Source organism: Rickettsia koreansis, from assembly GCF_046532895.1.
Taxonomy (GTDB): Bacteria; Pseudomonadota; Alphaproteobacteria; order Rickettsiales; family Rickettsiaceae; genus Rickettsia; species Rickettsia rickettsii.
In genome coordinates this window covers 457,026-483,906 of record NZ_WHLZ01000001.1, presented here as the reverse complement: position 1 = coordinate 483,906, position 26,881 = coordinate 457,026, and the positions used below count along the sequence as shown (strand labels likewise).

The window sequence follows — 26,881 nt, the reverse complement described above, 5'->3', positions numbered from 1 at the left end:
CTTTTTTATTTCAGCATGGTTACCAACTCATCAACATTTAATAATAACCCTTGTTCATTTAAATATAATATATTCGTAAATAATCAGTCATCACAGTCCCACTTAGCTTTAAAAGCATTTTCCTTAATAAGTTTCACTCCGTTTACTCCGTGTTTGTGATATATTATTCCTTTTTTTACAGCAGAAACAAAAGAGGTAACTTTACTTTTATAAAATTATAAAAGGTGTTATAGATTTTTTTAGACATTGTACCGTAACAATCAAATCCTCTATATTTGCCAAGAAATTTATCTGTACCTTTTGTTATTTCCTGATTATCAATTTTAATTTGACCTTCTTTAGGAATATTCCAAGAATTATTATTGAAGTTGCTAATCTTTTGAATGGCTAGATAAAATTCATGTTTCTTTTTTAGTTGATAATATTGATAGATTTTTTTTGTATCATATTGAAGGGTTAATTATTCTAAGTTTTCTATTGGCTTATTATCGGGGGAATAGCTTGCAATAATCCCTTCTTGTCGTTATCTGCTATTAAACCGGTATTAACGGCGTTAAGAACCTCTGCTTTTTCATTGGACGTTAGAGTATTATTTTTCGGTAACGTATAATTTGGGTCCACGTAACTCCGAAGTTTTATAATAGCCTTTTCATACAAATTTATTTGATGCTCAGGTATCTTATTTAAAAGATCAGAAGCCGTTTTAAATTGCTTATACTACATAGGGCAAGTGAGAATGCGAGAAGTATGTTGTTTTGGGGTATCACTAATTGCTTTTAGTTTTGCGGTTAATATTGATTGCTGGTTTTTGTTAATTTTTTTATTGAAAATTCTGTTATAAAAAGCCATGTATTCACAGCCATCATATATTGATGAATAGAAAGGAACTAAGGGATTTTTTTTATTACATCTAACGTCTTATAAGAAATTTCATATGGATTAGTTAACATTTCTAGAATGTATTTTATATATTCTACCGGCACATATTGTATTAAGTCATTAGCTTTATCACATTTGCCTTGTATTCTATAATTAGACCATAAATGATAGGCTGCTGTTTGATGTGTAGGTAGAAGCACAAAAGCATGTTCATAACATTTAGTGGACATATCATAGCTCCCGGTTTCTTTATAAACACGCCCTGTTCTATAATACCACTGGGCTAAAACCTGATTTTCAGTATTAGTATTTAACGAAAAAATAGATTCTTCAAGTAAAGCTTTTACCCCTTCAAAATTTTTATTTTCCATTAATAAATCAGAGAATTAACCTGACAAATCTAAGTTGGATTTTATATACGGTACTAGTGCTTGGGTAATTTTAAGCTTAGATTCCGGTTCAATAAGCTTTAGTACGGGGAGTAGATATTCTGCACATTTGCTATATTGTTCAACTTCTTTTGCAAAGTAATTAAAATATAGATTTATTGCTGCAATTATACATTTAAATATCTCTTTAGCAGCTTCATTGTGTCTATTTAATATACTACATTGAAAGGCAAGACTCATTATTTGAATTTTGGTTAGCGTATCAGGTGGTATAGAAATGATTTTATCCGGCATCCATTTTATGAGTTCACCATCTAATTGATATTCAAAAAAGCCTGGTCTCTGTATTATTTCATAATTTTTCAACAATTCATGATTTGTGTAACTTGCATATGAATAATTAGGCATTAATTTATGTATTAGTGAATGCTTAATTTCTGTAGCTTTCTTTCTACTTACTGTAGATTTTGCACTATTTAAATGTCCAAATATATAATGCATTACTTCTATAGCGACACCAACAGTTGGTATAGATGAAAAGTTTTTATCCATTTCTACTAAATCAAGACCGGAAAAGTTTTTTCTAAAATTTCTTATGTTACTTTCTGATAATATATTGAGGGTGTTATAAACCGTGATAATATCAAGCTTAAAAGTAATTGAAGGCGCTGCATTGTTCATGAATATAATTTAGTATTAGTTGGGCTTAAGAACTGCTACAATGTGATAGGAAAGGTTTAAAATTTTACATAGAATTATTATTAAAAACTTATAGTGTATGAACTTTTTATTACTGGATTTCTGCTTCTAGCTAGGAATGACATCGAGAGGCTCAATTAACTCACAAAGCAATTCTTTCTAAGTAATGTCTATTCAAACCCAAATCCAGTAAAATATTTATGAAACTATCCGGTATCATGACCTATCATTTTAACTTTATCATAATGATGAGGTGATTCAGATTCACGATATATAGTTGTGTAGTCATCCATATAGTAAATAGAATAAGATGGAAGGCCATAAGGTCTAAAAAACGTGTCTTTACTTATAACTTTAGGAGTTTTATCGGATTTTTGTATATTTTCTGATTTCAGCATATTAATTTTCTTAATAAATGATTGTTTTATTAATATATAATTTTTATATATTATCACAAGAATAATTAATAGCTATCTACAGAACCTAGAAATTCAGATTTATCAATTGCAGTATTATATTCATAAGGATATTCTAAATATTTTTGCAATTTTAAAGTATTTTTTTGAAACAATGGGTAATTATTTGATTGTTCGTGCTTTGATAAATTGAAATATTTTCGCGCCAAGAATTTCTTATCTTGAACATTATGAAAAGCTTTGATTTTTGAATATCTGTCTTGTTGTTTTTCTTGTAAAAAATAATCTTCATAGTCCTTATAATTCTTTGGAAGATTTAATATAAATCTAGCATATTGTTCTAACTGAAAGTTAGTTAACCAAGTAAATATAGAATATAAATTTGCTCTATAGTCCGAAGAAATAACTTTTGATTGCTTTATCTCTTCTCTTTTTCTCTTTTAATAACGTTATTAGATAATATAAATAACTCTTTATTAAAATGTTTTTTATTTTCTTGAGTTTGAATGATTATGTCAAACAGCTCAGTTTCTAATTCGTCTGAGGTAAATAATTGTTTGTATTTATTAAGCCGTGGACCAAAAGCTATAGATTCAAGTTTTTTTAAATATTGAATTAATTTTATATACAACTTTAGGTTAAATTTAATAGCGGTATTTTATATGAAGAATTGGCATAGGTCAAGAGATATTAAATTAATGGTTTAAAAAATATGTATCACCTCGTGATTTGTTCACAGAATCCAGTTAAAAATACTAATACTATTAGTATTTTTAGTTGTTTTCTGGATACTGTGGTCAAGCCACGGTATGACACTGAAGTGTTTTTCAAAAGCCATACTAAATTGATTACTAAAATTTTTCACATAACCTAATGACAAAAATAAAATATGAATATATTATTTAATTTTAGAATAATTTAAATAATATATATTCAATGAGTGCAGATACTAATATTAGCGACGGTTTAGAAGTCATGACGCAAGATCATTTATCGATTTTTTCTTTAATAAGCTCCTCCGACATTATCGGTAAGTCAGTTATGCTGATGTTGCTTATTGCTTCTATGTGGTCATGGGCTATTATTTTGGATAAAATATTTAAGCTAGTGCAAGTGCAGAAAAGCATGCGGGCATTTGAAAATGTGTTTTGGTCCGGTGGAGTATTAGAGCAATTATATGAAAGCATAAAGAGGTCGGTTAATAATCCGCTAGCTTTAATTTTTGTCTCAGCTATGGATGAGTGTAAAAGCTTAAGCACTAAAGGGCTTTCTGAAGGCTTAAAAAACAACCATAAAGCGCGTATAACGGGTGCAATGTACTTAGCTCAAAATAGGGAAGTCGAAAAGCTCGAGAAAAATTTAAGCTTCTTGGCAACTGTTGGATCAAGTGCTCCTTTCGTAGGTTTACTCGGTACCGTTTGGGGGATTATGCATAGCTTCCAATCGATTGCTACTTCAAAAAATACTTCTCTTGCCGTAGTAGCTCCCGGAATTGCTGATGCGTTACTTGCAACTGCGATAGGCTTATTTGCCGCTATTCCGGCAGTAATTTTTTATAATTATCTGATTTCCCGTATTACTCTTATCAATAATAAGATTGAAGATTTTATTAGTGAGTTAAACTCTATACTTTCTAAGGCAATTGATCAGGAGAAAATGTAATGGCTATAAAGCTTGCCGGAAGTAATAGAAAAAGTAAAAGAGCGGTAGTGAGCGAAATTAACGTTACGCCGCTTGTTGACGTGATGCTTGTGCTATTAATTATTTTCATGATTACTTCTCCAATGCTTGTGTCAGGAGTAAACGTGGATTTGCCTGAGACAAATTCAAGCCAGATTTCAGATCAGGATGAGCCTTTGGTTGTTACTATCAATAATAAAGGCAAAATTTTCTTACTTGAAATTCCAATAGAAAAAGTGCATTTAACCGACAAGCTTGCAAATATCACTAAAGAAAAAAAGGATGCTAGAATTTTTGTAAGAGGCGATAGAAATGTTTCTTATGGGCAGGTAGTAGAGATAGTTGCCGAAATTCATGCTGCCGGTTTTTCTCGTGTAGCTCTTATTTCAAATATTAAAAATAATGAAAAGTAATCAAAATAAGGATAATTTTACGGTTTTCCTTAGCTTCTCTGTTGTTCTGCACTTACTTCTTTTATATTTTTTTCTATTCGGTATGCCGTCACTTTTTGAAAAATTACCGGAAGAGCAAACCATAACTTTTGAAATGTTACCTGTTAGCGATAAATCAAATATTATCACTCAGACAAAGCAAAAAGAAGCCCCTATAGAAAACGAAGACGCTAAAAAATCTGAGCAGAGTAAGCCAAAAGAAGAAGAACTGCAAGATTTGCCTAAAGAAGAAAAATCAAAAGAGCCTGAGGCTAAAACAATGGAAGAAAAGCCTAAAATAGAAGAGAAAAAACCTATAGAAGAACCAAAGTCTGAAGAAGCAAAAGAAGTGTTACCTGCGAAGAAAGAAGAAGTAAAGGAAGCAAAACCTAAAGAAGAAGAAAAAAAACAAGCAGAAGAAAAGAAGAAGCCCGAAGAAAAGAAAGAGGAAACGAAACCGGCTGAGAAATCTAAAGAGGTGAAGAAAAAAGAGCCTAAAACTGATGAGCTTGATTCTTTGCTGAAGCATTTAGAGCAATCTTCGGAAGGGGATAATGTAAAATCCAATAAGCATCAAAGGTCAAAAAAAGCTGATAATGCAAAAGAAGCTAAAGGGGTTTATACGGATGGGCTGCCTCTTTCCGATAGTGAAACATCTTTGATAAAAAGACAGATTGAAAGACATTGGAGTAATGTACCGGCAGGAGTTAGAGGTAATAATAAGGTAAAAGTCATTATTAGTATTACGCTAGATAAAGCAGGTAATGTTGAGCAGGCAAAGGTTAACAAAAAAATCTGTCCTAATATTCCGGCTAGTGTTTGTGAAGCTTTGGCAGATAATGCAATTAGAGCGGTATGGCAAGCAAGCCCTATCGAAAACCTTGACTCTGCACGCTTTAACCATTGGAAAGAGATTAATTTTAGCTTTGATCCAAGTAAATTGTAGGTTGAGCATTGCCTGCGTGGATACCACCCTGTCATTACGAGCAGTCGTAGACTGCATGGCAATCTCATGAAATAATAACAAACTTCTTAGATTGCTTAGTCAATTATTACATAATTTCCTCGCAATAACTATTTTCGAGCCACGTAGGCCAGCCTTTCGCAGGAATGACATTAAGAACCATGCAATAATTAAAAAATTAAAATTACATTTATTTCACAAAGTTTTAAGAGCAGGATAAGTAAATAATAATACATGGCATAAATTTAGACCAAAATGAACTATCACAGAGCATAATATTTTGTCTGTTTTATAATATGCATAACCATAGAAAAAACCGCATATAGTGCTTAAAGCTATGTATATATTAGTCTGCCTTGAAAATATATGTGATCCTAATATTAAAGATGCTATAATAACAGCTAAAATCTGCTGTTTTGGTAAAAGATTTTGTAATGTTCTTTGTAAAAACCCTCGAAAGAATACTTCCTCAGCCATACAGACGAAAAAGAAATATTGTTGTAATGAGAAAAATGTAGGTGATAGTTCAGGATGACATATAAACCTTTGTAAAAAACTATTTTTAATATATAATTATTTTTTAGCATTAAAAATGGAAAATTTATTAAATATAGAGATTTTTAATAAATAATAATTGGATTTTAAAAAGAAAATATAAAAGATAATCATAAAAAAAACAATAAAATAATATATATATATATATATAATTAATAGAACGATTTTATGAAGGATATAGAATATTGGGAAAAAAATTTTGAAAGCTGTAAATATTCAGATCAATTAATCGAAAGGCTTTTATTTTTAAATACCCAAGTAAAACAACCTATCGATATTAGAGAAGTTCAAAAAGGTATTTATTATGCTCGTAAATATCATGGTGAGCAAATGCGTCAATCAGGTGACCCTTATTATTCTCATCCAATCGCAGTAACAATGATGGTAGCGGAATTTGTAGCAAAAGAAGTGCCTAAACTCTTTACTTTTAGAATGCTACAAGCTGCATTACTTCATGATACTATTGAAGATACTGAACTTACTGAAGAAATGATTAGCAATCTTTTTGATGAAGAAGTAGCAAAGCATGTAGCAGGTCTAACTAGAATTAAACCTTGGGGCAAAATAAGTAGCGAGAAAAGTCTTATTTTATTAATTAAACAAAAAAGATACGATACTGCTCTTATAAAACTTTTTGATAGAATACATAATTTACAAACTTTGGAAGCAAAATCGCCTGAAAAAGCTAATAAAATAATTAAAGAGACATTAAAAAGCTTTTTGGTGTTAAGTGAAATACTTGAAATACCTTCAGTTTCAGAGCTTATATATGCTGAATGTTATAAAAATAATTTAAAATTTAATATAAATTTTACTTTTAATAAAATTATAAACTTCGATTCGTTTCCATTTTCTCAAAATAAGTTACTCCCATAAAAAAAGTTATACCTACAGGAATGAAAATTAAAAATAATCCCCAATATCCTAGATAATTGGTAATATAAACTAAACCAAATGACGTTATAATATAAGTAAATAATTTTGCTATTGCACTTAGCATACTAGTATATGTAAATCTCTTAAAAACCGGAAAATATTTATAAAATATAGGAGCTGCTGGTACGTGATCAAATACGAATAATGCAGCTAAACATTGAAAAATAAAAATATATAAAGGAGTAGGGTTATAATTTAACATTATAGGAAAAAAAATGAGAGAGGTAAAAAATAGATATAATTTTACCTTTAGGATTTTTAAAGGATGGATTTTATAGCTAATAAATGCAAGACCGATAATACCGAGTAAATCTATTATAGATACCCAAAAATTTTGATTTATAATTTGATTTGGACTAAATCCGCATTCTCTTTTTAATATATCACCGCAATATATATATACGAAATAAAAACACGGTGGTCTAGCACACTGGATAAAGAAATACCAAATAGAGGTGGTGTTTGGAACTTTTTGATCTAGAATATCTTTGTCAATTTCTTCAAGCATAATATTATTTTCTTGAAGTCTTAGTTTTAATTTGTTTCTTTTATTTGAAAATGCATCTGCTTCTTTTAAACTAGTCCTTGCAATAGTACCTACAAAAGCAATAGTTGCACCAACGAAAAAGGCTATACGCCAACTTGACTCATGGTGATAAATATTTTGATTAGTAAAAATTGATGCAATACCTAGTGCTACCGTAGTGCCTACGGCAGAAAATACGGTTATAATTGTTACTAATGGATATTGTATAGGAGGAGATGAATTTTCGGTTAAGTACAGCTCTGCACCTCGTGCTTCTGCAGTTGCTGACATACCTTGAATTATACGACATATAGTAAGAACCCAAGAGGCTGTTATACCTATCTGTGCATATGTTGGCATGCTGCCTATAATCACACAAGTAATAGCCATTAATAGGGTAGTTAAAACAACTACAATCTTACGTCCAAAATGATCGCCTATATACCCAAATATTAATGCTCCTATAGGTCTTAGCAAATAGGTAGAACAGAAAGAAAAGGCAGTAAGCAACGAAAAAGTGAAAGGATCATATTCCGGAAAAAATAAATTATTTAAAAGCACCGCCATATGCACATAAAGCATAAGGTCAAAATACTCTAGAAATGTACCTATAGAAAGTAATCCGACTGCTTGTTTTTGTTCTGTATTTAAACTTCTTTGTTCTTTTTCGTAGCCTAACATAACCTTTATATATTAATTAGATTATAAAATAAGCTATACTGCTTTTGATTCAAAGTCAATAAAGGATTAAGAATTTTTAATAAATATTGTAAATATTTAGGTTTTGTAAAGTTATCTAACTTAAAATTTTCAAATTATCTATTTTTCTCTGAAAGCTTTAAATGCAGTATCAGTAACGGGATCAAGTAAATATCTAAGTAGTGTTCTAGTACCTGTTACGATTTGTACCTCAGCTTGCATACCGGGGTGTAATTCAAGATTTTTAATTTTAGCAACTTTGTTAAATTCATCCATATCGATTTCAACTCTTGCAACATAATAATTATCTTGCTGTTGTCCTGGATGCTGTCTTTCATCTTGTACGATATCAGGAGATATGCTTACTACTTTACCGGTAAATGTTGGAGTTGTTCTTGATTTAAATGCACTGAAACGTATTTTTGCAACTAATCCCTCATGTACTGAGTCAATGTTTTTTTGAGATACCTTTGCTTCTATTATTAATGGGTCATTAGTTGGCGAAATTTCCATAATAGGTTGTCCGTGACTTATAACACCGCCTATTGTATGATATTTTAAATTATTAACTATACCGTCAACAGGTGATCTGATTATCACACGATTAAGCGAATCCGTCAGGGCATTATATTTTTCTTTAAGAGATGCGGTTTGTACTTGAGCTTCACGAAGCTCTGTTAAAGTCCGTTCAGTGTATTTATTTTGTTGATTTATAATTTTAATTTGAGTTTCGGTAATAGCATGGCGTATTCCTGCTATTTCGGCTTCAGTTGTTGCAACATCGCTTTTTGAAGCGGCGACTTTTGCCTCTTGGTCTAATAAGGCTGCTTTTTGTACAAAGCCTTTTTCTTTTAAGGTTCTTAAAGCTTTTAAACGGTCTTGATAAACTTCAGCAGTTTTGGAGGCGGCAACTTTTTTTGCTTCTAAACCTTCAATTTTTTTCTCAAGTTGAGCAATATTTTGATTTAATGCATCTTTCTCTGAGTTATATACTTCTTTTCTAGATCTAAATAAATTTTCCTGCGTATGAATTATTTTAGCTACTTCTGGTAAATTGATATCCTGCATTAGAAAATCAGAGAATGCGATTTGTTCTAAATGATCACGTTCGGCAATTAAACGATTTTCAGTTGCTAAAAAATTACGGTACTGACCAAGAATATTTTCATGTTCGCTTTTTATTCTAGTTTCTTCAAGCTCTATTAATTTATCGCCTTCTTTGACTTTATCACCTTGCTTCACATAAATAGCATTGATTATTCCGCCTTCATGATGTTGAATCGTTTTTTTATTTGTGCTTGGCATTACGATACCGACAGCTACAGCACCACTATCAAGCGGAGCAAGAGCCGACCATAATCCGCCCATTAATACTAAAAAGATAATAACATAAATACCGAAAAGTATAGGTGACCTTGCAGCTTGGGCTACGTTATTACGATCTTTATCGGTTTTCTTGGTAATAAAATTAACAAACCTATCAAGTTTTACTAATAAGAATTCTATAGTATGAGAGGTTTTCTTTAATGCAGTATTTATTAAAGCTTTACGTTTAGAACTTTGACCTTTAAGGTTTAACGCATCTTCTCTTAAGGACAATAATTGTTTTAATTGTTCCGGAGTAATTTGAGGTTTATTGTGTTTTAAGTCCTGCATAATATTTAATCATTATTATATTTAGTCAGCATTGTTTGTATTTTGCGTCATTGCGAGGATATGACGTAGTAATTGACGAAGCAATCTCGATAGAATTCATGAGATTGCCACGCTCACTAACGTTCGCTCACAATGATGATTTGGAAGCCATGCAACAATGCCAATCAAGTCACGATTTAATATGAATTGTACCGCTTTTTAAAGTTTTAAAGTGTTTTTGAATCTCTTCTTCCGTTCCGTAAACTGCAACGGCTCCATCCTGTAATATTAGAATTTTATCAACAACGGATAATACGGATGGTCTATGTGAAATTACAAGAACTGCTATTCCTTTAAGTTTTGCTTGTTTTAAGGCACTTGCAAGGGCAACTTCACCTGCCTCATCTAAATTAGCATTAGGCTCATCTAAAATGATGAGTTTTGGATTACCGTAAAAAGCTCTAGCAAGCCCGATACGCTGTCTTTGACCACCTGATAGATTAGAGCCTGCAGGACCGATATCAGAATCATAACCGTCAGGGAATCTTAATATCATTTCATGAGCTCCGGCTATTTTAGCTGCTTCAATAACTTTTTGCGGATCGGCATCTTCTTCCATTCTAGCTATATTTTGTTTAATACTACCGCTAAAAAGTTCTATTCCTTGAGGAAGATAGCCGACATGTCTACCGAAATCTTCTCTATTCCAACGATAAATTTCAGCACTATCTAAACGTACGGAACCTGATGATTCTTTCCATACCCCGACTATGATTTTAGCTAAAGTTGATTTTCCTGTAGCCGAAGGACCGATAATTGCTAAAACTTCGCCCGGTTGTACTGCAAAACTAACTCCTTTTAAGATATATTTCGGTACGGGAGGTTGCGGTAAATATTTCGGTATAGGGTGAGCATAATAAATATTTTCAACAGTAAGATGACCATCAACGTTCGGAATTGGCATCGTTTCGTCTCTAGAAGAATAAGTGTTAAATAAATTATTAATGTTTTTGTATGATTTAATAGCACTGCTCATACTTTTCCATAAATCAATAGCATTATCGAAAGGAGCAAGAGCTCTACCGACTATGATAGAACTCATAATCATATTACCGGGAGTCATATCTGCACTGTGAGATTTGACAACAATGTAAGCACCGACTCCGGTAACAGCCATTTGCATTATATTACGGATAAACCTTGAAAAGTTAGAAATAACACCGTTACGATAGCTAGCAACCGATTGCTTATTAAGTGCTAATATGTTAAATTTATGCCAATTTTTTGTAACATTCTTCATCATTCCCATTGCTTCAATTGCTTCTGCATTTCTGTTTGCAATATCGGCTTGTGTCATACCTTTTATAGAAAATTCGGTAGCTTCACCGAGTGTTTTATTAGTAGCTGCAGCGTTAAAGAAAGCGGTTGAAACTATTATAATTGCACCAAAAACGGTAATAAGACCGATATATGGATGAATTGAAAAAATAACCGCAATATAGATAAGGCTCCAAGGGGCATCGAATAAAGTATTAATTCCGGTACTTGTTAGGAATGTTTTGACGGTTTGAAAATCACGTAATAATTGGCTAGAACCCATATTTGCTCGTGTTGCAGCTGCAGAAATTGAAGAAGCAAAAATTACGGGAGCTACTGTTCTATCAAGCCATTCTCCTACCTTTATAAGTGTAAAAGAACGAGCAATTTGTAATAATCCGTAAACAAAATAAATATATGCGATTATTATTGATAAAAATAATAATGTTTGTAGATTACCGCTTCCAAGTACTCTATCAAGAACTTGTAGTGAGTAAAGAGGAGTAATTAACATTAGTAAGTTGATTACAAAAGCAAACCAAAAGACTATCCAAAAAGTTGTTCTACATTCGCCTAATGCTATTACTAGCGGGTTTTTGTTATTTAGATTATTATTTTTATTATCCATATTTAAGTTATATTATAAATAATTATTAATTAATTCTTCAGCAATTTGAACACTGTTTAAAGCTGCTCCTTTACGTAAGTTATCACATGTGATCCATAGATTTATCGTATTATCTCTACTTATGTCATTTCTAATTCGGGAGACATATACGGCATCTTCGCCTACCACTTCAACGGGTGAGATATACGCAAGGTAATTATTATTAGAAATTGTAACAATTCCATCGGCATCTTGTAATATTTCTTCGACTTCTTTGGCATCAATTTTGTCGTTAAATTCTATGTTAACCGATATAGCATGACCGATAAATACTGGTACTCTAACAGAAGTAACGCTAGCTTTAAAGTGATTACCTATAATTTTGTTTAGTTCAGAAGCAATTTTTGCTTCTTCACTTGTATAGCCATCTTTATTTAAATCACCTATATGAGGAAAAAGATTAAATGCAATCTGTTTTGGAAATTTCTTAGGATCATTCTCTCCAAAAACATATTTAGATTTTGTTTGGTCGTAGAGTTCGTCCATTCCTGCTTTACCTGCTCCTGATACTGATTGATAAGTAGATATCACTACTCTTTTAATCTTTATTTCATTATCTAGCGGTTTTAATGCTACTGCAAGCGGAATGACGATACAGTTAGGGTTAGCTATGATATTTTTAGTATTAAACTTTTTAAGTGTTGATAAATTAACCTCAGGTACAATTAACGGCACTTGATTATCAACTCTAAAAAGTGAGGATTTGTCGATAACTACACAATTACTAGCAGTAGCTTTTGGTATAAATTCTTTTGAAACTTCTGAACTTGCACAAAAAAAAGCAATATCGATATCGTCAAAATGTAAACTTTTTAAACTATTAATTTGTAGTATTTTTTCTCCAAAGCTTACTTCCCGCCCTAGAGAGCTATCTGAAGCTATAGCATAAACTTTATTAATAGGGAAATTACGCTCAGCTAGAATATTGAGAGTTTCACGCCCTACATTTCCTGTAGCTCCGATTACTGCAATATTGTATTTTTTAGTCATTATTTATTAATCCGATGAGTTTTTCACCTCCGATAATATGGAAATGGAAATGAAAAATAGTTTGTCCCGATTTCTCGCCTTTATTAGTTATTAAACGATAACCGTCTTTATCTAAACCCGCTTCATTTGCTATATCAGAAAGTTTAGCAAAAAAATGTTTTATTTCGTCTATAGAAGCTTTAGAGATGAAATCGGCATAATCTATATATTCGTTTTTAGGTATAACGATAATATGTACAGGTGCTACGGGTGCTATATCTTTGAATGCTAAAATTTGTTCGTCTTCATAAATTATTTCTGCCGAAAGATTTTTACCTATGATTTTTGCAAAAACATTTTCTTTGTTATACATCATTTTATTCCTGTTAAAAGCTTTATTGTATGGCTTGATTTTCCGTCATTGCGAGTAAAAAATGTAAGTTTTGACGAAGCAATCCAGTAAGAAATGCTAATTTAGCATTTCTTTAATTTTTTTCTGGATGGCCGTGTAGTCTACGACTGCTCGCAATGACGATTTAATATTTATGAAACCACGTTTCTGTTAAACAAGCATACTACGTTTTAGAAATTTTAATTCAGCTTCAATTCGAGAGTTGGCAATTATTATATCTTCTAGTCGGTAATTATTTCTTTTTAAATAATTTTCTCTAATATCTGAAGCAAAAAAGCCGAAGCCTAATATTAAGACTATCTTAAATATAAACTTTAACTCTTCGATATTAATCGCTGTAACGATTATATTCGCTATTACGGCAATAGCAACAATTAACCACATTTTATGGTATAATGCCCAAAATATACTTAAAAGAGCCGCTATCCATGAAAAGCCTTCTGCAATAACAATAAAATTATTATTTTTTTGTGTGGAGTTAATGTATATTGCGTATATATTCATTATTTAAGTTTAAGCCTTGAAAATTCAAGGGACAATAATTAATTAAATTGGGTTAGTCAAGTATACTCGTTTAATTTGGAAAATTGGCTACGTCGTTTTGGTAAGTCCTCGGATGCTCACGTATTAATATACGCTCCGCTCCTCGGCTTACAGACTCCTTGCTCTTTTCCAAATTAAACTTCGTCTATTCGTCTTTCGTCTATTCGTCTATTTAACAGTAATTCTAATAGTACTTAATTAACAACTTAATATCAATAAATTTTATATTATGTCAGATAATTTAGCCTTACACGGTACAACAATACTTTGTTTAAAAAAGAACGAAGAAATAATTATAGCAGCAGATGGACAAGTCTCGCATGGTAATACCGTACTAAAATCTACAGCACGAAAACTTCGGACTATAGCAAATAATAAAATTATTGCCGGTTTTGCGGGTTCTACGGCTGACGGTCTTGCGTTATTTGAAAAACTTGCAGTAAAGATAGAGCAACATAAGTATAATTTACTTAGAAGTGCAGTTGAGCTTGCAAAAGATTGGCGTAGCGATAAATATTTGAGACGTTTGGAAGCAATGATGATTGTTGCTGATCGTAGTCATATATTAATTTTAACCGGTAACGGTGATGTCGTAGAGCCTGAAAATAATGTGGCAGCAATAGGTTCAGGCGGTTTATTTGCGCTATCTGCTGCTCGCGCTCTAATGTCTTATGAGAATAATTTAACTGCTGAAGAAATTGCTTTAAAATCTATGAATATAGCTGCAGATTTGTGTGTATTTTCTAATCATAATATTATAATGGAAAAAGTTGTATGAAAGCTACTAAAACTACTTATAAAAAAGACCCTATGGGGCTTACCCCTTCTCAAATAGTGAATGAACTTAATAGATTTATCGTAGGTCAAGAAAAGGCCAAAAAAGCCGTTGCTATTGCACTTAGAAATCGTTGTCGTCGTAAAAGAGTAGAAGGTAATTTACGTAATGAAATAGTACCGAAAAATATTTTAATGATTGGTTCAACCGGTGTCGGGAAAACGGAAATAGCAAGACGCCTTGCAAAGCTGACTAATTCTCCTTTCTATAAAATTGAAGCAACTAAATTTACCGAAGTCGGATATGTAGGGCGTGATGTAGAATCAATAATTCGTGATTTAGTCGAAATAGCCGTTAATACTGAAAAAACTTTAGCAAAAACGAAAGTAGATATTCATGCCCGTGAAAAAGCGATCGAGAGAATATTAGATAGTTTAGTAGGTAAAACTTCTAGTAGTGAGACTAGAGAAAAGTTCAAAGAAAAAATTTTAAACGGCGAACTTGATGATACGGAAATTGAAATTAGCGTAGCTGATACTACACCTGTCGGTGGTGGAAGTTTTGAAATACCGGGTATGCCGGGAGCATCTATGGGCGTTCTTAATCTTGGCGATATGATTGGACGAGCCCTTGGCAGTAGTAAGACTAAAACAAAAAAAATGCTAGTTAAAGATGCTATGGCTATTCTTATACCTGAAGAATCAGAAAAATTAATAGACCAAGAAAAAATTATTCAGCAAGCTATAAATTTAGCTGAAAATGACGGTATAGTTTTTATTGACGAAATTGATAAAATAGCTTCAACTGGTAGTTCTGGAGCAAAAAATGCCGAAATAAGTAGAGAGGGAGTGCAAAGAGATTTGCTACCTTTGATAGAGGGCACGACGGTTAATACTAAATATGGACCGGTTAAAACCGATCATATATTATTTATTGCTTCCGGTGCTTTCCATATTGCTAAACCTTCTGATTTATTACCGGAGTTACAAGGAAGGTTACCGATTAGAGTAGAATTAAATTCGCTTACCAAAGATGATATGATTAAAATATTGCTTGAGCCTGAAACTAGTTTAATAAAACAATATTCGGCGTTAATAGGTACTGAAGACGTACGTCTTGAATTTGCTGCTTCTGCTATTGAGAAGATAGCGGATTATGCGATCACCGTTAATTTAGAAGTCGAAGATATAGGGGCTAGAAGGCTGCATACTATACTTGAGAATTTGCTTGAGGATATAAGCTTTGAAGCTAGCGAAATGAAAGGCAAAAAAATAACTATCGATGATAAATTCGTAGAAAATCAATTATCAAAAATAATAACTAATCTTGACTTAGCTAAGTTTGTTCTATAGTATGTTTTTCCAATTAATGGTTAAGGCAAGATTGTTATTTTTCATCATTACGAGGAAATTACAAAGTAATTGACGAAGCAATCTCAGGAGTTTGTTATTATTTCATGAGATTGTCACGCAGCCTATGTCTGCTCGCAATGACGATTTAGTAGTATCCATGCAATAACATCTACAACCTAGCAAAATAGCATTTTAAGAAAAATTTCATGATAAGGCATATAGCAAGTCTAACGTGTTAAAGCAGTGTTATCTTCTATAGGGCTTGCACTACCTACTAAAAAGATTTTAATAAATTTAGCTCTGGCAGATTTAGTAAAAGAAGGAAGCCACTTCGATCTTGCGATTGCTTGTGCGATACTTACCGCAATGAATATTTTATCTGAACTTGAAATTGCGGAATATTTGATAATAGGAGAGCTATCATTAGACGGTTCAAGTTTACCAGTAAGTGGAGCTTTACCTGCAGCGATTGGGGCTTCTGTTAGAGGTAAAGGTCTTATTTGTTCGAGTAAAAACAGCTCAGAAGTTGCTTGGTCGGGTAATGATAATATACTTGTTGCAGGTAATTTAATTGAACTAGTAAATCATTTTAAAGGTTCACAAGTTTTAACTCCTCCGGAAGCTAAGCTACAAGATGAGCCGATAAATTATCCCGATTTTAAAGATATAAAAGGTCAAACAATTGCTAAACAAGCTTTAGAAATTGCAGCATCAGGTGGCATAACCTTTTAATGTTCGCTTCTCCCGGAACCGGTAAATCAAGACTTGCTGCCTGTCTTCCCAGTATACTACCTAAAATGTCTACAAAAGAAATTTATTAGAATGTAGTACGATTACAAGTATTGCAGGAAAATTTTTAGACGGTAAACTTACCAAAGCAAGGCCGTGCAGAACTCCACATTATTCATGCTCACTGGCCGCTATGGTCGGTGGCGGTATCGGAAAAAAAGTAAAGCCTGGGGAAATTACGCTAGCTCATAACGGAGTATTATTTTTAGATGAACTACCTGAATTTCCACAGCATGTTATTGATGCATGAAGACAGCCTATTGAAAACGGTGAAATACTAATCTCACGATCAAATGCTCATATAAAATATCCGGCAAATTTTCAGTTAATAGCAGCTATGAATCCTTATAAATGCGGTTATTGAGGCGATTCTTATAAAGAATGTATGAAAGCTCCAAAATGTGCTAGCGACTATCAAATGAAAGTATCGGGACCTATTATGGATAGATTTGATTTGCATATAGAAGTATTTAGTATTAATGTTTATAATTATGACTTGATCTGAATATATAGCTGCACGAGTCGAGAAAGTACGTTTAATTCAAGAAAAGAGATATGAGGGCTATAATATTAAAACAAATAACAGATTAGATGGGCAGTTGTTAATAGATTATGCTATGCCTGCAGATGAAGGTAAAGATTTACTGAATGAAGCGGCAAATAAATTTTGTTTATCAATGCGTGTTTATAACCGAATACTTAGAGTAGTACGCACGATTGCTGATCTTGAGAATGTTGATAAGGTCTTGAAAGTGCATATTGCGGAAGCTTTGAGTTACCGTAAAATGGAATTTAATAATATGTATACGAAGATCAACTTCAAAAAGAGCAAGGAGTTCACAAGGCGAGGAACGCAGTGTATACTTAATACGTGAGTACCGAAGCTCTTGTAGGACGACGTAGCATTTTTGAAGTTGATCTTCGTATACTGTCTTCATTTTTTGCAATATATAAGATGATTTAAGGATAAAAGATATGAGTACTATAATAAGTTTTGATTACGCTATAAAATATTTATTAAAAGATAAAGAGGATTATGAAATAGTCGAGGGATTTATTTCGGCTATTCTTAAAGATGCTGGTTATAGTTCTGTTAAAATAAAATCCCTACTAGAAAGTGGCAGTAATAAAGAAAATGATAGCTTAAAATCTAGCGTAGCAGATGTCATTGTGGCAGATGAAGAAGGGCATAAATATATAGTAGAAATAGATAAATCCTATACAAATCTTTTTAATGCATAAAGCTTGTTTTAATTCTAGTAGATTAATAGTTGATAGTATTTCTAAGAGCGAGGATTATTCTACTATAAAAAAAATATTTCATATTAATTTATTGTATTTTCCTTTTGATAATATGAAAGCACCTTTATATCACGGTAAGACTATTTTTAGAGAAGTTGATAAAAAACACCCTATGAAATTTTCTTTGGGAGATATGAGAGGTAAAATATTTGATTTATATAATGTATTTCCAGAATATATTGTAATATCAGTACCATTATTTAATGATGTTATAAGAGATGAATTGGATGAATGGCTATATGTAGTAAAACATTCTGAAGTTAAGAAAGATTTTAAATCACCATATATGAAGAAAGTAGCAAAATGTCTTTACTTAAGATGACTCCTAAAGAGCAAATAATTTATCGTGCCTATATGAATAAAAGCTATAAAGAGTGTGATTATATAGTTTCTGCTGAAGAAAAAGTTAGAGAACAAGGTATGGCAAAAGGAATAGAGTAGGGGAGGAAAAAAGGTAAACAAGAAGGTATACAAGAAGGCGAAGTGACAAAAAGTATAAAAATAGCAAAAAAGATGTTAATACAAAAAAACTCGATAGAAAAAATACATGAGATTACTGAAGTATCTATAAAAGAAATAGAGCGATTACAAACAGAAATTGAGAACCTTAAAAAATAACTATCTTTAATGACAAAAATTTACTTTATAGCTGGTGAGGTGTCAGGAGACTTTGTAGGTGGTCGTATAATGCAGCATTTAAAAAACAATACAGGAGTACAACTCAATTCGCCTGTATCAAGCTTTGTGAATGATGCTGTACAGTTTGTTGGTGTTGGCGGCAAATATATGGAGGAAGCCGGTAGCTTTAAAAGCTTATTTCCTATTACTTCCATAAATTTAATGGGTTTTGTAGAAATTTTGCCTCATATTTTTAAGCTTAAAAAATTAATTGATAAAACTGTGGGGGATATAATAAATAGTAAAGCTGATTTATTAATTACCATAGATTCACCAGGGTTTACTTATCGTGTGGCAAAGCGAGTAAGGAAACTTTTACCAAAGCTGAAAATGATTCATATCGTTGCACCGTCAGTTTGGGCATATAAAGAGGGTAGGGCAGTAAAATACGCTAAAATTTATGATTGTTTATTTGCTTTACTACCGTTTGAACCTCCATATTTTACTAAAGTCGGTCTTGATTGTAGATATATAGGTCATCCGATTATGGAGCAAGAGTTTTATAGTGATAAAATAGCTTTACGTGAAGAGTTTAAAATAGATGAGAATGAGAGAGTTTTGTGTGTTACTCTTGGTAGTAGAAAGGATGAGATTCTAAGGCATTTATCGGTTTTTGTTTCTTCTATTGAAGAAATATTCAAGAGTTGTAATAATCTTAAAGTTATATTTACTCTTGCAAATCCTGCTCATGAGGCAATAATAAAACCGTTTCTAGAAGATGTTAAGTTTAATTATTTATTTTCAAGTGAGAGACTTAAAACTTATGCTGTTGCGGATGTAGCTTTAGCAAAATCCGGTACTAATACTTTAGAGATAGCAGCTTCCGGTACTCCTATGATTGTGGCTTATAAAGTTAATCTTATAAGCTTTTTTATTATTAGGCTATTGATAAAAATAAAATATGTTACGTTGATAAATATTATAGCCGATAAAGAAATAATTCCGGAATTTATCCAATTTAATTGCCGAGCTAATCTTATTAGTAATAAGCTTCAAGAGTTATTATTTAATTCTAAGAAAGCTTATGAGCAGGTAATAGAAAGCCAAAAAATTTTGCAGCAATTAGGATTTAAATCAAACCGATTACAGCTAAATTCAGAAAGTTTTAGACACGATGAATTTAAAGGTAAGCTAGCTAGCTGTACAAAAGTACGTGAACACAGGCTTAGCTTGGAAAATTCGCTTGTATCAAGTGATCAAGATGACGCTGTACCTTCTTATATAGCTGCAGAAATTATTAAACAGGAGTTCTTAGAACCTAAAATAAAGTTGTTAAAAGAGAAAGATTAGTACTTGAAACCGGTGGTCCACAACATTTTCTGAATTATAATAAACATTAATATTAATATAATAACAAAATATATTTCCATGTTTTTTCTTATAGTATTAATTTGTTTCATTAAAATTTTTAAATCATTGGAAATTTTTTTGTATTCCTCATTGTTATCAGAACGCATTGTTGTCAAGAAACCGGATAAGTTTCCTAACTTATGTTGTAAAGCTTTTAACCTTTCAGTATGTTCTTCGTGTTTTAGATCGGTATTGTGATCTTGTATCATAATATATAATGCCCATTATAAGATCAGTATTAACGCTGGTATAGTAATATGCACTATGAATAAAGATTTATATTTCTTGTTTGTAACAAAAATTCTAACTTTTTCATTTTACAGGAGTATACTATTGTTATAGTAAATTGGTTTGCGTTATTAATTTGTTGCTCATTAGTCATCTAATTTTAATTACCAAATATTAAAACTATTGATTGATTTAGCACAAACTATATAATTTAAATTTAGCAAAAAGTTAGTTTTACTATATGTTATTTCAAATGTCAAGAAAAAAACCATATTTCGTGGTAATTTTTTTATCAATATTTCTAAGCCTTATAAAAATAATAGTTATTATGTTAAACAACCTATTAAAAACTAAACTTTTTTTAGTTATAGTATCTCTAACTATATTTATTACTTTGCTAAATTTTAGTATATTTTATATTTTTGTGCCGGGTGATCTTACTCAAAATAAAACGATAATTATTGAACCTAAATTATCCGTAAATCAAATAGTTACAAAACTTTATTCTAATGAAGTAATCAAATATCCAAGAATTTTTAAGGTAATTGCTAAAATTTATTCTATAAAAAGACCTCTTAAAAGTGGTGAATATGTGTTTACTCGTAATATATCACCTCTGCAAACTTTAAGAATATTAGCAAGCGGTAAATCTATAATACACAAGATAATTGTCTCGGAAGGTACGGTAGTTAGTGAGGTTATAAAGAAAATTAATGAAGAAAGTCGATTGCTTGGAGAAATAAAAGGGATAATACCTGAAGGTTTTTTAATGCCTTCCACGTATTTTTTTTCTTACGGTGATCAAAAAGAGCAGATAATTGATCACATGAGAAATTTAATGTCTGCTAATTTAGATAAAGTAATGCAAAATCTTGCACCGGATTCTCCATTAAAAACTAAACTTGAGGTATTAACACTAGCTTCAATAATTGAAAAAGAAGCCGGCTCAAATGCAGAAAAACCTATTATAGCAGCAGTATTCATTAATCGTTTAAAGAAAAATATGAAGCTACAAGCCGATTCGACTACTATATATGCTTTGACTGAAGGAAAATTTAAATTAGCAAGAGCTTTAACAAAAAAAGATTTATTGCAAGAACTACCCTATAATACTTATTATATAAAAGGTTTACCACCCGGTCCGATTTCTTGTCCGTCGTTAAAATCTTTAGAAGCAGTGGTAAAATCTGCTAAAACGGATGCATTATTTTTTGTAGTTGATGGTAAAGGCGGGCATAATTTTTCTAACAATCTTAATGATCATAATAGATTTGTTGAAACTTATCGAAAAAGTTTGATTAAAGTACCTGAGCCGGCAATTGATCCTGAAAAACCATCTACTCGATGAACTTCAAAAATTGGCTACGTCGTCTTATAAGAGCTATGGTGCTTATGTATTAAGTATACGCTCCGCTCCTTGTCTTATAGACTCCTTGCTCTTTTTGAAGTTGATTTGCGTATATTTTTATCTACTTAAGGGATGTTATCATGAATAATAGTGAATTTAGTAAAATAGCCGAGACAACAATTGCATATATAGCAGAAAAGATAGAAGAGCAGGATAAAGAAGCACGTATAGATGTAGATTTACAAGGCGATATATTAAACCTTGATACTGATAAAGGGGTATATGTAATAAATAAACAAAGTGCCGCCAAAGAAATTTGGTTGTCGTCGCCGGTTAGCGGTCCTTATCATTTTTTTTATGAACAAGGTGCATGGACAAATAGAGCAGGGCTTGAATTAATGGCTATTTTAACTGAAGAACTTAATATTAAATTTGATACTTGCCCCACTTGAAAAATTAGCCACAATGTCTTTGTAAGACCTCGGATGCTGAACGTTTAATATACGCTCCACTCCTCGGCTGACAGACCTATTACTCTTTTCCAAGTTAAACTTCGTATCACTACTCTTCATTTTACTTCGGAGTATATATGAAAGAGTTTGAAACTGCCGATAGTGCCGAAAAAGTTTATGGAAAAAGTTTATGATTTAATAATAAAAAATGTTCCTACTCGTGCATCTATATTCATTGATGTTGACGATACGCTTATAACTCCTAAATCAAAAACTTTTAAGCAGCCGCCTTATAATCAAATAATTGATAGAATTAAGGAAAATAACAGTAGTTATGACAATTATAAGGAAATTATCAGTAATTGGCGTTTGCAGCGAAAAGTAATATTAATTGATGAAGAGTGGGTAGAAGTTATAAACAAGCTCAAGGAAAAGTTTCCGGTTTATGGTCTTACACAAATGAATACGGGAGCATTCGGCAATATTCCTTCTATGCAAGATTGGCGATATAAAGAACTAAAAGAGCTGGGTCTCGAATTGTCAGATAATGAAAAATTAGCAATTTATAATTCAGGACAAAAGGATGATGCTATTTTTTATAAAGGTATATTTATAACTGGTAATCACTCAAACAGTGGTACTTTATCAAAATTTTCTGAAGAGCTAAATGCTAGTTTTATTGTATTTATTGATGATCGTGCGAAGCATATTGAAGATGTAGGAGATTGATATAGGAGATTATTGTAAAAAGAATAAAATAGGTTTTTTAGACATTTTATTTGACGGGCTTAAAAATTTAACAGGCGAACCTGATCCTACACTTGCCGAATTTTAAGAATCATATTTAATAGAAAACGCTAAATGGCTTGAAGATATAGAAGCTTATGGGCTAATGGTCAGGAAGTAATAATTAAATAGAATACATGCCTACATAGATATCGTCATTGCGAGCAGCCATATAGGCGACGTGGCAATCCATAAAAAATAATAAAAATTCTGTAAATCAGAATTTTTAACTAGATTGCTTCGTCAATTATTTTATAATTTCCTTGCAATGATGACTCAGTATCCACGCAACAATGCCACGCAGGAATGGTATCGAGAGTCGCACAACACTCTAAATAATCCCTAAAATCCATGTCTAATACGTCTGTTTCAGCTATCAAAGTTGAGAAAGAAATAATCGGCAATATGAGTGGTGAGGTTGTTTTAGATTTACCCTATGCATGGGCAAATGCCTACATATTACAAGCAAATCAAAAATGTTAAGCTAGAATAGCCTATTGGAAAATTACAGTTTAGAAATCAAGACTCGAATAAAGCTATTTTAAATACGGGAAAAATCAATATTATTCGTTTAAGCTACGAAATATATCAAAAAACTGGTAATCCTTGTGATATCCACGAAGCAATAATTAGACAAAATTTCATTCATTCACCGGGTTATGGGCTTTTTGCTACTCCCGGTGATCTAAATGGAAATGATATAGTAGCGTTTAACATTGAATGGAATAATATTCCTGATAGCTGGGAAACAATATCAGATTATGCTCTTGGTAAAAGCGTGAAATTTAAAGCTATGCCGATTGAATTATATAGTGCAGTTTATGCAGTGGGTGATTTACGTGTTTACAAAATTGTCGATCAAAAAAATCCTGTATATCTTGTGTTACATGGTCAATTTGATCTTAAAGATGAAGAAATAGCTTCTTATATAAATAAAATTATCAAGGGACAAAGAACATTTTTCCATGATAATGATTTTCCTTATTATCTAATAAGCTTAATCGAGGGGAATCAACCTAGATATATGGGCAGAACGGGCTTAACTCATAGTTTTACTGCATTTATTCCTCGAGGTTTGGACAAAACAGGATTATATAACGTTACTTGCTCATGAACATCTACATAATTGGGAAAATACGTAATAACTTAGAACGATTAAATTATTGGTGGAGTGAGGGATTTACCGATTATTATAGCAGGGTTTTAGCCTTACGTTCTAGTGTTATAACGCTTGAGGAATTTGTAGAAGAATTTAATAAATTCTTTGAGAATTATTATTTATCACCTGTTATAAATGAACCTAATAATTTAATCGAAACAGATTATTGGCAAGATTATGCAGTACAAAGATTGCCATATTATCATGGATTTGTTTTGGCACTTTATTTGGACAATTTCATTAAAGAGAATAAGTAAGAGTAAATCGCTGGATAATGTTATGTTTGATTTATTTAAAACCTCAAAAGAACAAGAATTTTCAAGCGATTATTTTAAAACAATAGTTAAAAATTATCTTCCAAAGGGCATAGATAAAGAGATAAACGAATATATAGAACAAGGTAAAACTATAGATTTAGCTAATGTTGCTAAAGTGCTGCCGATCGAGACAATAACAATGTGGGCATATGATCGTGGTTTTGATAGAGATGCTTTAATAAATAATTATACAATAAAAGATATTGATGAAAATAGTAACGCTTATAAATCTGGACTTAGAAACAGGGACATAGTTATAAAATATGATTTTCCTAAATGGGGTTCTTCTGATCAGATAGTTACAATCAACACAATTAAAGGCGAGTTTCAATTTAGACCTGAAAGTACTAATAAAAGATATATAAAGGTTCAAGCCTACTTTGTCTAAAGAAGATAAGCTAAAAATCAAAAAGTTTTTAACAGCTAAACCTTCTTTTTATCTTAATGTATTATCAATTTTTTAATTATTTATTAATAATATCCATTGACACAACCCAACATTTAAGTTATAATTGCGTCACGATTTAATTTTAAGGGGAAAAATCATGACAAAAAACTATACGGGGCCACAAACTTCAAAAAAAACATCTAGTTATTTTGACAGTGCTACAATTCATTTTCAAAATGCTAAAGCTGCGACAGATTTCACAATGTATGTGCTACCTTAGCAACGGAACATGCTATTAATGTGATAGAAAACGGTGCACAAACTGTATGTTCCGTTCAAGGTTTTGTTTCTGATGTGAACAACTCTAATTATTCTGTTGTATCTACATTTGCTTAAGCAACCGTAGCAAGCCTTGCAACTTTGGCTTATTACAATCCTCCGGTTCTTATCAGTGCTTTTACCTTAGGAGCAATTTTAATTTCGCCGTCCGATTAAAAAATACAGTAAAAGCAGGACTAACTGCAGGATATGTAGCTTATGAAACTGTGGGAAGGTTTAGTAGCAGGAACAGCAGGTACGATAATATTTACGGTGATACCGCAGAGCTTGCCGGTGCTATTAATACTAACATGATAGAGTATTATAGTTAAAACATTGTCATACTCAATCGTTATTGCAAGGAGTTGCATGGCTTCTATGTCATTCCCGCGAAAGCGGGAATCTAGTAAAACATATAAAAACTTGTTTTTATATGTTTATTTTACCAAATATACAATTTTTGTACCGATAAGATTATTTTTACTGGATCCCCGCTTTCGCGGGAATGACATAGAGAGTCACGCACTAGTTAAACGCTTTATTATCTCTTCTCTATCAATCAAAGGTAAAACGCCTGCGATTTCCGGTCCTGATTCTCTGGCGGTTAAAGCAAGGCGAAGAGGTAAAAATAACTCCTTACCTTTCCTGCCTGTTATATTTGTTATTTCTTTAGTCCAAATGCTCCAGCTATCTTTGGTGATTTCACCTTTCGGTAATAATTCTGCTGCTTGCTTTAAATATTCCTTATCTAAATTTAGATTTTCTACATTCGGAGTTTGATGGCAAATTTTCCACCAATCTTTTACATCACGTAATTTTTGCAAGTTAGGGCTTACCGATAACCAAAAATTTTCATCAATATACTCGGCATCTATTTCTTTAAGGCGTGCTTTTACTGTATCAAAATCTAAACTTATAAGTAATTTATGATTTAATCTTTCTAAATCTTCCGGCTGATAGATAGTTGGACTTTTAGAGAAACTACTTATCTCAAATTGATTTGCTAGCTTCGCCATTGATTTATAAGGCAAGATTTGTGCTGATGAACCAAGTAAACTAAAAAAGCTAGCGATTGCCATAGCTTCGATTCCGATTTCTTTTCTAAGAGTTGCGATCTCAAACCCTCCAACTCTTTTAGAAATTTTCTCATCTTTATTGATTATTAAACTTAAATGCCCAAAAGTCGGAGGAGTAGTATTTAAAGCCTCAAACATTTGTATTTGAATGGCGGTATTGCTAACGTGATCTTCACCCCTAATAATATGAGTAATATCATAATCAATATCGTCAATAACTGAGCATAACATATAGGTCATACTACCGTCTGCTCTTATCACTATTGGGTCGCTTAAAGCCTTGCCGTCATATTTAACTTCGCCTTTGATCATATCATGCCAGCTAATCGGTTCATGATTTACCAAAAATCTATAATGCGGTTTTCTTCCTTGTTCTATATATTTCTTTGCTTGCTCTTCAGTTAAATTTAAGCTAGCTCGATCATAAATCGGTGGTAAACCTTTAGATAATTGAAATTTACGCTTTAATTCTAGCTCTTCAGGAGTCTCATAGCAGGCATATAATCTTTTTTTGTCTAGTAATAGATTTTTGATTGCATCATATCTACTTAAACGACTTAATTGATTAAATGTCTGATCCCAATTAATATTTAAAAATTTTAGATCTTCCTTGATAGCGTCTTTATATTCCTGTTTACTACGCTCTAAATCCGTATCGTCAAATCTTAAAATAAACTGTCCGTTATGCTTCTTTGCATATAGCCAGTTAAGCAATGCTACCCTGATATTACCGACATGTAACATACCGGTCGGTGACGGAGCAAATCGTGTTATAACTTTTGTCATAAATAAGTAATTTTATTAATTGTCATCCCGTGGCTTGACCACGGGATCTTGTATCACAGC

Annotated in this window: 32 protein-coding genes and 5 pseudogenes; 21 read left to right on the top strand and 16 right to left on the bottom strand. The window is 31.9% G+C overall.

What is annotated here, in order from left to right; genetic code table 11:
* Positions 1–83: 83 nt before the first annotated feature.
* The 6 genes and pseudogenes from GCO76_RS02765 to GCO76_RS02740 all read right to left on the bottom strand — a co-directional run bounded on the left by GCO76_RS02765 (position 84) and on the right by GCO76_RS02740 (position 3,014).
* Positions 84–511: pseudogene (locus tag GCO76_RS02765) on the bottom strand (hypothetical protein).
* A gap of 8 nt (positions 512–519) precedes the next feature.
* Positions 520–849, bottom strand: a pseudogene (locus GCO76_RS02760) (hypothetical protein); the annotation flags it as partial.
* 38 nt (positions 850–887) lie between these two features.
* Positions 888–1,250, bottom strand: coding sequence for a tetratricopeptide repeat protein (locus tag GCO76_RS02755; RefSeq protein WP_410956094.1), 363 nt, complete (start codon positions 1,248–1,250; stop codon positions 888–890).
* A 15-nt stretch (positions 1,251–1,265) separates the two neighbouring features.
* Positions 1,266–1,949 (bottom strand): hypothetical protein, encoded by a 684-nt coding sequence (locus tag GCO76_RS02750; RefSeq protein ID WP_410956093.1) that lies wholly within the window; start codon positions 1,947–1,949, stop codon positions 1,266–1,268.
* 224 nt (positions 1,950–2,173) lie between these two features.
* The gene (locus tag GCO76_RS02745) at positions 2,174–2,365 is read right to left on the bottom strand and encodes a hypothetical protein (RefSeq protein WP_410956461.1); all 192 of its coding nucleotides are present in this window, start codon (positions 2,363–2,365) and stop codon (positions 2,174–2,176) included.
* 436 nt (positions 2,366–2,801) lie between these two features.
* On the bottom strand, positions 2,802–3,014 hold the full coding sequence (locus tag GCO76_RS02740) for a hypothetical protein (RefSeq protein WP_410956092.1): 213 nt from the start codon (positions 3,012–3,014) through the stop codon (positions 2,802–2,804).
* Between the two features lie 305 nt (positions 3,015–3,319).
* On the opposite strand from GCO76_RS02740, the gene tolQ reads away from it, so the two are divergent.
* Genes tolQ through GCO76_RS02725 form a run of 3 tightly spaced genes read left to right on the top strand, consistent with a single transcriptional unit; the run spans position 3,320 to position 5,440 of the window.
* The gene (gene tolQ, locus GCO76_RS02735) at positions 3,320–4,045 is read left to right on the top strand and encodes a protein TolQ (protein ID WP_410956091.1); all 726 of its coding nucleotides are present in this window, start codon (positions 3,320–3,322) and stop codon (positions 4,043–4,045) included.
* The gene (gene tolR, locus GCO76_RS02730) at positions 4,045–4,476 is read left to right on the top strand and encodes a protein TolR (protein WP_410956090.1); all 432 of its coding nucleotides are present in this window, start codon (positions 4,045–4,047) and stop codon (positions 4,474–4,476) included. Before tolQ ends, tolR begins: the two co-directional genes overlap by 1 nt.
* Positions 4,466–5,440 (top strand): energy transducer TonB, encoded by a 975-nt coding sequence (locus GCO76_RS02725; protein ID WP_410956089.1) that lies wholly within the window; start codon positions 4,466–4,468, stop codon positions 5,438–5,440. Before tolR ends, GCO76_RS02725 begins: the two co-directional genes overlap by 11 nt.
* A gap of 213 nt (positions 5,441–5,653) precedes the next feature.
* Here GCO76_RS02725 and GCO76_RS02720 read toward each other — a convergent pair whose 3' ends face one another.
* Entirely contained in the window at positions 5,654–5,998 is a 345-nt protein-coding gene (locus GCO76_RS02720) for a CPBP family intramembrane glutamic endopeptidase (protein WP_410956460.1), read from the bottom strand.
* Positions 5,999–6,181: 183 nt separating this feature from the next.
* Between GCO76_RS02720 and GCO76_RS02715 the strand changes: the two genes are divergently transcribed.
* Entirely contained in the window at positions 6,182–6,889 is a 708-nt protein-coding gene (locus GCO76_RS02715; RefSeq protein ID WP_410956088.1) for an HD domain-containing protein, read from the top strand.
* On the opposite strand, the gene GCO76_RS02710 is transcribed toward GCO76_RS02715, so the two are convergent.
* The 7 genes from GCO76_RS02710 to GCO76_RS02680 all read right to left on the bottom strand — a co-directional run bounded on the left by GCO76_RS02710 (position 6,840) and on the right by GCO76_RS02680 (position 13,850).
* Positions 6,840–8,156, bottom strand: coding sequence for an MFS transporter (locus GCO76_RS02710; RefSeq protein ID WP_410956087.1), 1,317 nt, complete (start codon positions 8,154–8,156; stop codon positions 6,840–6,842). The genes GCO76_RS02715 and GCO76_RS02710 overlap by 50 nt on opposite strands.
* A 138-nt stretch (positions 8,157–8,294) precedes the next feature.
* Positions 8,295–9,830: an HlyD family type I secretion periplasmic adaptor subunit gene (locus GCO76_RS02705; protein WP_410956086.1), complete on the bottom strand. Its 1,536-nt coding sequence runs from the start codon at positions 9,828–9,830 to the stop codon at positions 8,295–8,297.
* A 169-nt stretch (positions 9,831–9,999) separates the two neighbouring features.
* A complete protein-coding gene (locus GCO76_RS02700; RefSeq protein ID WP_410956085.1) occupies positions 10,000–11,754 on the bottom strand; it encodes a type I secretion system permease/ATPase in 1,755 nt (584 codons plus the stop codon).
* A gap of 12 nt (positions 11,755–11,766) precedes the next feature.
* Positions 11,767–12,783 (bottom strand): aspartate-semialdehyde dehydrogenase, encoded by a 1,017-nt coding sequence (gene asd, locus GCO76_RS02695; protein WP_410956084.1) that lies wholly within the window; start codon positions 12,781–12,783, stop codon positions 11,767–11,769.
* Positions 12,776–13,135 (bottom strand): HIT domain-containing protein, encoded by a 360-nt coding sequence (locus GCO76_RS02690; protein WP_041404383.1) that lies wholly within the window; start codon positions 13,133–13,135, stop codon positions 12,776–12,778. Before GCO76_RS02690 ends, asd begins: the two co-directional genes overlap by 8 nt.
* Before the next feature lie 189 nt (positions 13,136–13,324).
* Positions 13,325–13,678, bottom strand: coding sequence for a DUF2628 domain-containing protein (locus GCO76_RS02685; protein ID WP_004996102.1), 354 nt, complete (start codon positions 13,676–13,678; stop codon positions 13,325–13,327).
* A 70-nt stretch (positions 13,679–13,748) separates the two neighbouring features.
* Positions 13,749–13,850: a palindromic element RPE5 domain-containing protein gene (locus tag GCO76_RS02680; RefSeq protein ID WP_014410558.1), complete on the bottom strand. Its 102-nt coding sequence runs from the start codon at positions 13,848–13,850 to the stop codon at positions 13,749–13,751.
* Between the two features lie 96 nt (positions 13,851–13,946).
* Between GCO76_RS02680 and hslV the strand changes: the two genes are divergently transcribed.
* From hslV to lpxB, 9 genes and pseudogenes are all read left to right on the top strand, one after another.
* Complete coding sequence (gene hslV, locus GCO76_RS02675) at positions 13,947–14,495, top strand: ATP-dependent protease subunit HslV (protein ID WP_014014134.1); 549 nt, start codon at positions 13,947–13,949, stop codon at positions 14,493–14,495.
* Positions 14,492–15,844, top strand: coding sequence for an ATP-dependent protease ATPase subunit HslU (hslU, locus tag GCO76_RS02670; RefSeq protein ID WP_410956083.1), 1,353 nt, complete (start codon positions 14,492–14,494; stop codon positions 15,842–15,844). The genes hslV and hslU overlap by 4 nt, the downstream gene beginning before the upstream one ends.
* Before the next feature lie 243 nt (positions 15,845–16,087).
* Entirely contained in the window at positions 16,088–16,576 is a 489-nt protein-coding gene (locus GCO76_RS02665; RefSeq protein WP_103897683.1) for a magnesium chelatase domain-containing protein, read from the top strand.
* A complete protein-coding gene (locus tag GCO76_RS02660) occupies positions 16,576–16,665 on the top strand; it encodes an ATP-binding protein (protein WP_410956082.1) in 90 nt (29 codons plus the stop codon). The genes GCO76_RS02665 and GCO76_RS02660 overlap by 1 nt, the downstream gene beginning before the upstream one ends.
* Before the next feature lie 11 nt (positions 16,666–16,676).
* A pseudogene (locus GCO76_RS02655) lies at positions 16,677–17,138 on the top strand (ATP-binding protein).
* Between the two features lie 4 nt (positions 17,139–17,142).
* Positions 17,143–17,508 carry a magnesium chelatase subunit ChlI family protein gene (locus GCO76_RS02650; protein WP_410956459.1) on the top strand — a complete coding sequence of 122 codons (366 nt, stop codon included), beginning with the start codon at positions 17,143–17,145 and terminating at the stop codon, positions 17,506–17,508.
* Between the two features lie 100 nt (positions 17,509–17,608).
* A complete protein-coding gene (locus GCO76_RS02645) occupies positions 17,609–17,875 on the top strand; it encodes a PD-(D/E)XK nuclease family transposase (protein ID WP_410956081.1) in 267 nt (88 codons plus the stop codon).
* 91 nt (positions 17,876–17,966) lie between these two features.
* Positions 17,967–18,553, top strand: a pseudogene (locus GCO76_RS02640) (RpnC/YadD family protein).
* Between the two features lie 9 nt (positions 18,554–18,562).
* On the top strand, positions 18,563–19,903 hold the full coding sequence (lpxB, locus tag GCO76_RS02635; RefSeq protein WP_410956080.1) for a lipid-A-disaccharide synthase: 1,341 nt from the start codon (positions 18,563–18,565) through the stop codon (positions 19,901–19,903).
* Here the strand turns inward: lpxB and GCO76_RS02630 are convergent.
* The gene (locus GCO76_RS02630; RefSeq protein WP_410956079.1) at positions 19,900–20,172 is read right to left on the bottom strand and encodes a hypothetical protein; all 273 of its coding nucleotides are present in this window, start codon (positions 20,170–20,172) and stop codon (positions 19,900–19,902) included. The two genes, lpxB and GCO76_RS02630, sit on opposite strands and share 4 nt — an antisense overlap.
* Before the next feature lie 347 nt (positions 20,173–20,519).
* Here GCO76_RS02630 and mltG point away from each other — a divergent pair, with 347 nt between their 5' ends.
* The 8 genes and pseudogenes from mltG (at position 20,520) to GCO76_RS02590 (ending at position 25,136) form a co-directional block, all read left to right on the top strand.
* A complete protein-coding gene (gene mltG / locus GCO76_RS02625) occupies positions 20,520–21,539 on the top strand; it encodes an endolytic transglycosylase MltG (RefSeq protein WP_410956078.1) in 1,020 nt (339 codons plus the stop codon).
* Positions 21,540–21,679: 140 nt separating this feature from the next.
* Entirely contained in the window at positions 21,680–21,991 is a 312-nt protein-coding gene (gene cyaY, locus GCO76_RS02620) for an iron donor protein CyaY (RefSeq protein WP_410956077.1), read from the top strand.
* Between the two features lie 177 nt (positions 21,992–22,168).
* Positions 22,169–22,720, top strand: a complete 552-nt coding sequence (locus tag GCO76_RS02615) for a DUF2608 domain-containing protein (RefSeq protein ID WP_410956076.1) — start codon at positions 22,169–22,171, stop codon at positions 22,718–22,720.
* Positions 22,721–23,128: 408 nt separating this feature from the next.
* On the top strand, positions 23,129–23,260 hold the full coding sequence (locus GCO76_RS02610) for a hypothetical protein (RefSeq protein WP_410956075.1): 132 nt from the start codon (positions 23,129–23,131) through the stop codon (positions 23,258–23,260).
* Positions 23,261–23,555: 295 nt separating this feature from the next.
* A complete protein-coding gene (locus tag GCO76_RS02605) occupies positions 23,556–23,891 on the top strand; it encodes a hypothetical protein (protein WP_410956074.1) in 336 nt (111 codons plus the stop codon).
* Positions 23,888–24,193, top strand: a complete 306-nt coding sequence (locus tag GCO76_RS02600) for a M61 family metallopeptidase (RefSeq protein ID WP_410956073.1) — start codon at positions 23,888–23,890, stop codon at positions 24,191–24,193. The genes GCO76_RS02605 and GCO76_RS02600 overlap by 4 nt, the downstream gene beginning before the upstream one ends.
* 22 nt (positions 24,194–24,215) lie before the next feature.
* Positions 24,216–24,641: a hypothetical protein gene (locus tag GCO76_RS02595; RefSeq protein ID WP_410956072.1), complete on the top strand. Its 426-nt coding sequence runs from the start codon at positions 24,216–24,218 to the stop codon at positions 24,639–24,641.
* Between the two features lie 300 nt (positions 24,642–24,941).
* Positions 24,942–25,136, top strand: a pseudogene (locus GCO76_RS02590) (hypothetical protein).
* Between the two features lie 341 nt (positions 25,137–25,477).
* On the opposite strand, the gene gltX reads toward GCO76_RS02590, so the two are convergent.
* Positions 25,478–26,821, bottom strand: coding sequence for a glutamate--tRNA ligase (gltX, locus tag GCO76_RS02585; RefSeq protein WP_410956071.1), 1,344 nt, complete (start codon positions 26,819–26,821; stop codon positions 25,478–25,480).
* Between the last annotated feature and the right edge of the window lie 60 nt (positions 26,822–26,881).